The sequence below is a fragment of the Methylosinus sp. R-45379 genome (assembly GCF_001644125.1).
Taxonomy (GTDB): Bacteria; Pseudomonadota; Alphaproteobacteria; order Rhizobiales; family Beijerinckiaceae; genus Methylosinus.
The window spans coordinates 1-7,456 of the sequence record NZ_LUUM01000290.1 but is presented as its reverse complement, the minus strand read 5'-3'; the positions used below and the strand labels follow the sequence as shown (position 1 = coordinate 7,456).

The following is a 7,456-nucleotide window of genomic DNA, read 5'->3' as shown; positions in this document are numbered from 1 at the left end:
TTCCGGTTCAGATTGAACCGGAATGACTCTAGATTCCCTTGTTCGGTCGTGTTTTCTTCACGCGAACCGGTCCCCACTTCGCTCGAAAACACTCTAATGCGCTTTTCCTTCGAACGGAACCGCCGCTCGGTCGGGACGGCGCTTTCTCGGGCGCTGCGCCCGCCGATTCAGCGCGTCTGCGCCGTGAGGTCGGCAGTTTCGGCCGGCGCGAGAGCGGTCGCGGAAAGGCCCGGCTCCAGCAGCCGGGTGCGCAGCAGGACGTAGAGGTATTTAACATATTCGGCCGCGATGAGCCGCGTCACGGCGAGGTCGCCGAGCCAGTCCTCGACGCGAAGATGATCGCTGACCACGGCGAAAGGGTAGAGTTCCGCCCCCGGCAGCGCCGCCGAAAGCTCGGCCAGAGCGCGGGGCATATGGTAATTGGAGGTGACGATGATGAGCGAGCCCGCGCCGATTCCATGCGCATGCGCCCAGTCGCGCGTTTCCCGCGCATTGCCGATCGTGTCCTGGGCGCGATAGCCGAGATCGACGCAGCACTCGAACAGTTCCCGCGAGACCGGCAGCAGCTTGGCGATCTCATGGCCGCGCGTCGCCCGATTGACCCCGGTGATGAGCAGCCGGCGCGCCTGGCCGCGCGCCAGGAGCCCGCCCGCCTCATAGACGCGGTCGGAGCCGCCGGTCAGCACGACGACGCCATCGGCCTGCACGGTCAGAGTCGATTCGGTCCGCTCCAGCGAGAGGGCGAAGCCGATGAAGCCGGCCACGAAGGCGGAGGCCAGAAAGCAGAAGAGGGCGAGGACCGCGAGGCGCCAGCGTCCGGGCGCGGCCCATCCTCGTGCTTCCCTGTCTCGCGCATGCGATCGCAAGCGTCCGTCCTCATCGCCGACCCCGAATCCTCGACAAGATGGAAGCGGCGCTCGAGGCCGTCCAGGGCCGGGCGGAATTTATGCCCGGATAGAGTTTACTCGGCTCCGTCCAGGCGCCGCAATTGGCGGAACACGATCTCCTGCGACATGAAGCCGGTCAGAAGCCCGGCCGCCGCCGAGATGAGGCCGACGACGGTGAAGCCGAGCGGCCCCAGCGAGAAGCTGCCGAACATGGCCTCCAGCTGATCGCCGTCCGGCGTCGCGGTCCAGCGATTGGCGAGATAGCCGGCGAAGAGAAAAAAGCCCATGGCCGAGGCGCCGCCGATGAAGCCGCCGCGCAGCCCCAGCACCAGGAAGCGGCGCTGGAACTGCTGGGCGATATATTTGTCCGCCGCGCCGACGAGATGCAGCACCTCTATGATCTCGCGATTGCCGACCATGGCCGCCCGCGTGGCGAAGGCGACGGCGAGCCCCATGGCGACCACGATCAGCACGAAGACCAGCGCCGCGACCGCCACAACGGTGCGCGCCATCTGGCCGAGCCGCTCCACCCACAGCCGGTGATCGTCCAGCGCCGCGCTCGGCAGCGCCTGTGCCAGCTCGCGGCGCAGCGCGTCGAGATCGGCGCGGCGGCTGTCGTCCAGCTTGACGACGATCATGCGCGGGGCCGGCAGCTCGGCGAAATCGAGGCCCTGGCCGAGCCAGGGGGCGAGCAGCGCCTCCGATTCGGCCTTGGTGTAGACGCGCACGTCGCGCACGCCCTCGGCGGCGACGAGGACCGAGGTCGCCTTGCTCACATCGGCTTCTATGTCGCGGCCGGGCAGTGGGCGGATCTGGACGCTGGCCTCGCGCGCCACCTCGCGCCGCCAATCGACGCTGGCGTCGGCGACCATCAGCGCCGCTCCGGCCGAGAGCGCCGCCAGAAAGGTCATGATAGCAATGACAATGACGAGCGAGCGTCCGGCGATGGAGGAGGTGGGGACGAGCGGCGTCTCCCGGCCGAGCGTCTCCTCGCGCGCGGCGTCCTTGGCCGCCGTGGCGGCCGGGCGCTGGCCGGGGCGGGGCTTGGCGTCATTCGAAGACATGCAGCCGCCCATCCGCGAGCACCAGACGGCGCGCGCTCTCATATTGCTCCATCAGCGCCAGATCATGGGTGGCGATGACCACCGAGGTTCCGCTCTTGTGCAATTCCACGAAGAGCCGCAGCAGCCGCCGCGCCAGAGTGGGGTCGAGATTGCCGGTCGGCTCGTCGGCGAGCAGCAGCTCCGGCCGCACGATCAGCGCGCGGGCGATGGCGGCGCGCTGCTTCTCGCCGCCAGAGAGCACGCTCGGCAGGCTGGCGATGCGCTCGTCCAGCCCGACCCAGCGCAGCAGCTCCAGCACCTCGGCGCGATAGCTCGCTTCCTCGCGGCCGATGACCCGCAGCGGCAGAGCGACATTCTCGTATAAATTGAGATGCTCCAGCAGGCGGAAGTCCTGAAAGACGACGCCGATGCGCCGGCGAATGTCGGTGACGGAGTCCTTGTCCAGCGTCTCCGTATCCTTGCCGAAGAGGGTGATTCGCCCGCGCGTCGGCTTCAGCGACAGCAGGACGAGCTTCAGAAGCGTCGTCTTGCCGGCGCCGGAGGGTCCGGTGAGGAATTGGAATGAGCGCGGCGTGATGGAAAAAGCGAGATCGCTCAATATCTCGCTGCCGTTTCCATAGCGCAGGCCGACGTTCTCGAAGGTCAGCAAAGGCGTGTATCCATTGGCGGGCTCAGAATCGCGCTGCGGGGAGATTAGCAGTTCACCGCCCATTAACCATATCGGCGGCTAATCGACGACATGTCGGCGGCCGATTCCGAAGCGGCCGCCCACGGTTCGGAGACCGGCCATGCGCAACGACCTCGCCCCGCACAATTCTCCGGTCGGCTCGGCCCCTAAGGCCCATGATCCGGACGAGGCCCGGCTGTGGCGGGAGCCGCCGCGCGAGAGCGATCTCGTCGATGAGCGGCGCCAGCGCCTGCTGCCGCTGATCGCGGCGATCATCGCCGTCGTCTTCGGAGCCATGGCTCTGATCGGCATGCGCGAGAAGATCGTGCGGGTCATGCCCTTCGCGACGGCGCTCTATTCGGCGATGGGACTGAAGGTCAACGCCGCCGGGCTCGATCTGCGCGGCGTCACCTCCAAGATCGTCACCGAGGGATCACGAAAGGTGCTGACCGTCGAGGGCGAGATCGTCAATCTGCGGCGCTCGGCCAATCGCGTGCCGCCCATGGCGCTGGCCATCCGCGGCGCCGACGGCCGCGAGCGCTACAGCTGGACCGCCGCCGCGCCGAAAATGCGCCTCGCCGCCGGGGAGAGCGTGCAGTTCCGCGCCCGCCTCGCCTCGCCGCCCGCCGATGGGGCCGATGTGCAGGTGCGCTTCGCCGCGCTCGAGGAAGCGGAGAAATCGGCGCGATAGGCGCGCCGCGAAATTCCCCCGGCGCGTTCCCTTATCGGCCGAAATGGCCTAAGCAGGCCCCATGCCGCCGCATGCGCCTCTCCTCTTCGTGAACGCCCGCCTCGTCGACCCCGCCTCCGGCGTGGAGACGCGCGGGGGGCTCCTCGTCCTCGACGGAAAAATCGCCGATCTCGGCCCGGCGCTGACGGCCGAGTCCGCGCCGCAGGGCGTGCGAATCGTCGATTGCGCGGGCGATGTGCTCGCGCCCGGCCTCATCGACATGCAGGCCTTTCTCGGCGAGCCGGGAGCCGAGCATCGCGAGACCATCGCCACCGCCACGGCGGCGGCGGCGGCCGGCGGCGTCACCACCATCGTCGCCGCGCCCGGCACCTCGCCGCCGATCGACGATCCGGCCGTCGTGGACTTCGTTCTGCGCCGCGCCCGCGACACCGGCCGCGTCCGCGTGCTGCCCATGGCCGCGCTCACCAAAGGGCGCGAGGGCAAGGAAATCTCTGAATTCGGCCTGCTGCGCGAGGCCGGAGCGATCGCATTCTCTGACGGCAAGCGCTCGCTTCGCAACGCCCAGACCATGCGCCGGGCCATGACCTACGCCCGCGATTTCGACGCGCTCATCATCCATTTCCCGGAGGATCGCGACCTCGTCGGCGAGGGCGTCATGAATGACGGCGAATTGGCGACGCGCCTCGGCCTCGCCGGCGTGCCCAAGGAGGCGGAGGCCGTCATCGTCGATCGCGATTTGCGTCTCGTCGAGCTGACCGGCGCGCGCTACCACGCCTCCATCGTGGCCAATGGCCTGTCGCTGGCGGCGCTCGAGCAGGCCAAGGCGCGCGGCCTGCCGGTGACTTGCGGGACCACGATCAATCATCTGACGCTCAATGAGAACGACATCGGCGACTATCGCACCTTTTTGAAGCTGCGGCCGCCGCTGCGCCATGAGGACGAGCGCCGGCTTCTGGTGGAGGCGGTGGCGAGCGGGCTCATCGACGTCATTCTCTCCGACCATGATCCGCAGGATGTGGAGATGAAGCGCCTGCCTTTCGCCGAGGCCGAGGCCGGCGCCGTCGGCCTCGAGACCATGCTGGCGGCGGGATTGCGGCTCGTCCATTCGGGCGATGTTCCGCTGCCGACGCTGCTGCGGGCCATGTCCACACGGCCGGCCGAGATTTTGCGCCTGGAGCAGGGACGTCTCGCCAAAGGCGCGCCGGCCGACCTCATCCGCTTCGATCCGGACGAGCCCTTTGTCGTCGATCCGGCCGAATTGCATTCCCGCTGCAAGAACACGCCCTTCGACACGGCGCGCCTGCAAGGTCGGGTGAAATCGACATTCGTCGCGGGAGAATCCGTCTTCGAGCGGCCGGACGCCTAGAGCAGAGCCATAACGAAAAAAGCGTCTTCCCGCCGTGATTTCGCCAATTTCGGGAAAAAGCGGCAAGTGGATTGTGAATCTTTGAAATAGGTACGTAGGTTAACTGCCCGTAACTTCCGCGAACCGAAGGCGGGGCGTTAGTCCTGATTCTACGTTCGTTTTCCCGCGACGCGTCGCCTTCGACGAGAAAATCGCCCGAGCGGCCGGGCCGTCAAGTGGAAGAGAAGCGATGCTTGGTTCCCGTATTTCCCTCGTCGCGCTGATGGTCGCCGCGGCGCCTGCGCTGCAGGCGCGCGCCCAGGAGGCGCTGCCCGACATCGACGTTATAGCGGCGGCCCCGGAGGCGGGCGCGGGAATCGAGAGGTCGAAGGTCCCGACCAATCCGATCATGACCAAGCGTAGCGATCTCGATCGCGACCGCGCGCTGGTCATCACCGACACTCTGCAGCGCCGCAACGCTTCGGTGTCCATCGTCGATGTCGCGGGCAATCCCTTCCAGCCCGATCTCACCTATCGCGGCTTCTCGGCCTCGCCGGTGTCCGGCACGCCGCAGGGCCTCGCCGTCTATCAGGACGGCGTGCGCATCAATGAGGCCTTCGGCGACGTCGTCAATTTCGACCTCATTCCCACGGTCGCTATCGCCAATAGCGAGCTGGTCAGCGGCAATCCGCTGTTCGGCCTCAATGCGCTCGGCGGCGCTCTGACGCTGGAGATGAAGAACGGCTTCACCTGGCAGGGCTATGAGCTGGAGGGACGCGGCGGCTCCTTCGGCCGTCGCTATGGCGCGGCGCAGGTCGGCCAGAAATACGGCGATTTCGCCATTTATTCGGCCTTCGAGGCGCTCGGCGACAGCGGCTGGCGCAAGCGTTCCGGCTCGGAGCTGCTGCGCGGCTATCTCGATCTCGGCTATAAGGGCGACAAGGCCGAGTTCCATTTGAACTACACGGGCGCTACGACGCGTCTCGGCGCCGCCGCGGCGACGCCGGTCGAGATGCTCCAGCGCGACTACAGCTCCGTCTACACGACGCCGCAGAGCTCGACCAATGAGCTGCACTTCCTCAATCTGAAGGGCTCCTATGACGTTTCGAGCGCGCTGAAGCTCAACGGCAACTTCTATTACCGCGACTATCAGCAGGCGCATATCGACGGCAATATCGCCGATATGGAGACCTGCAGCTCCAAAACCTTCGTCTGCCAGGACAACGACCCCTTCATCGGCAATGTGCCGACCAATGCGCAGCGTCGTCTGATCGGACCCAATGGCGCCTATATTCGGTCCTCGGTGCTCGCCGGGGGCCTGCCGGCGACGATCGACTATTCGCGCACCCATTCGCGTTCCTATGGCGGCGCGATTCAGGGGACCTATGACGAGAAGATCGCCGACTTCAAGAACAAGCTCATCGTCGGCGGCTCGTTTGATCGCCAATTCACCGACTTTCGAGGCTATTCGGAACTCGGCATTCTGCAGGGCGATTTCAATGTCACATCGACCGGGCTGCAATATTTCAACTCGGTCCCCGAAGGCGGATTCCAACCCTCCTCGGTCTTCGCGCGCAACCTTTATTACGGCGTCTATGCGCTCGACACGCTCGATCTGACCGACAAGCTCACGCTCACCGCCGGCCTGCGTTTCAATAGCGCGGAAATCACGCTCTATGATCGTTTGAGCGTGCGCCTCAACAGTGACAAGAGCTATCAGCGCGTCAATCCGGTCGCCGGCCTCACCTATACTTTCATCCCCGAATTCACCGTCTATGGCAATTATTCGGAGGCGAACCGCGCGCCGACGGCGCTCGAGAACGGCTGCGCCGACGCCAATCATCCATGCACGATCGACAGCTTCCTCGTCGCCGATCCGCCGTTGAAGCAGGTGGTGACGCGCAGCGGCGAGATCGGCTTCCGCGGCTATCACGACATCGGGCCGGACCATGGCCGGCTCGAGTGGAAGGTCGATATCTTCCGCGCCGTGAACAGCGACGACATCGTCTCGCTGCCGTCGAATGTGATCCAGGGCAGGGGCTATTTCGCCAATGTCGGGGCCACCCGCCGCCAAGGCGTCGAAGCCGGCGTCGCTTGGCGCAACGACCAGCTGAGCCTCTATGCCGATTATGCGCTGATCGACGCCACCTTCCGTAGCGCCTTCGATGTGCAGTCGGAAAGCAATCCCTACGCCGACGCCAATGGCCTCATCCATGTGCGGCCGGGCAATGTGATGCCGGGCGTGCCGCGCCATCGCGTGAAGCTCGGCTTCGATTACTTCATCACGCCCGAGTGGAAGTTCGGCGCCGATTACATCTTCACGAGCGGCGTGCGGCTGCGCGGCGACGAGTCCAATCTCGACAAGCCGCTGCCCTCCTGGGGCGTCGTCAATCTGAAGACCTCCTATAAGGTCACCGAGAATGTCGAGGTCTATGCGCTGGCGCAAAACCTCTTCGATCGGCGCTACTATACTTTCGGGACCTATTTCGACAACAGCGGCAATGCGACCGCGTCGGCCGGCGGCTTCACCAATGCGCGCACTTATGTTCCGGGCGCGCCGGTCTCCGTCTATGGCGGCGTCAAGGTCAAGTTCTGAGCTCAAGTTCTGAGCTCAAGTCTCTGATCTAAAAGATACTGAGAGGGGAGGCGGCGATCGGCGGCGCCTCCCCTATCTTGTTTGGGCGGCCCGGCGGAATCGCGAACGCTCTTGAAGAAAAGCGGCAACCGCCTTAAAGGCACGCGCGCGCGGGACGCGAGGCGCGCCGCAACCGGGAACCAGAAAGCATGGCCAAGGAAAAATTC

Annotated in this window: 7 protein-coding genes; 3 read left to right on the top strand and 4 right to left on the bottom strand. The window is 65.8% G+C overall.

The genetic code is table 11. The annotated features are described in order from the left end of the window. Positions 1–167: 167 nt before the first annotated feature. The 3 genes from A1351_RS20430 to ftsE all read right to left on the bottom strand — a co-directional run bounded on the left by A1351_RS20430 (position 168) and on the right by ftsE (position 2,600). On the bottom strand, positions 168–866 hold the full coding sequence (locus A1351_RS20430; protein WP_024880029.1) for a YdcF family protein: 699 nt from the start codon (positions 864–866) through the stop codon (positions 168–170). A gap of 95 nt (positions 867–961) precedes the next feature. Then, positions 962–1,951, bottom strand: coding sequence for an ABC transporter permease (locus A1351_RS20425; RefSeq protein ID WP_245267313.1), 990 nt, complete (start codon positions 1,949–1,951; stop codon positions 962–964). Next, positions 1,938–2,600: a cell division ATP-binding protein FtsE gene (ftsE, locus tag A1351_RS20420; RefSeq protein ID WP_024880027.1), complete on the bottom strand. Its 663-nt coding sequence runs from the start codon at positions 2,598–2,600 to the stop codon at positions 1,938–1,940. Before ftsE ends, A1351_RS20425 begins: the two co-directional genes overlap by 14 nt. A 139-nt stretch (positions 2,601–2,739) precedes the next feature. Between ftsE and A1351_RS20415 the strand changes: the two genes are divergently transcribed. The 3 genes from A1351_RS20415 to A1351_RS20405 all read left to right on the top strand — a co-directional run bounded on the left by A1351_RS20415 (position 2,740) and on the right by A1351_RS20405 (position 7,250). Further along, the gene (locus A1351_RS20415) at positions 2,740–3,309 is read left to right on the top strand and encodes a hypothetical protein (RefSeq protein ID WP_024880026.1); all 570 of its coding nucleotides are present in this window, start codon (positions 2,740–2,742) and stop codon (positions 3,307–3,309) included. 61 nt (positions 3,310–3,370) lie between these two features. Continuing rightward, the gene (locus A1351_RS20410) at positions 3,371–4,675 is read left to right on the top strand and encodes a dihydroorotase (protein WP_024880025.1); all 1,305 of its coding nucleotides are present in this window, start codon (positions 3,371–3,373) and stop codon (positions 4,673–4,675) included. Positions 4,676–4,904: 229 nt separating this feature from the next. Continuing rightward, positions 4,905–7,250, top strand: a complete 2,346-nt coding sequence (locus A1351_RS20405) for a TonB-dependent receptor (RefSeq protein WP_245291694.1) — start codon at positions 4,905–4,907, stop codon at positions 7,248–7,250. 2 nt (positions 7,251–7,252) lie between these two features. On the opposite strand, the gene A1351_RS25665 is transcribed toward A1351_RS20405, so the two are convergent. Next, positions 7,253–7,456 (bottom strand): hypothetical protein (locus tag A1351_RS25665; RefSeq protein WP_210178258.1); only part of this gene is annotated, 204 nt, incomplete at its 5' end.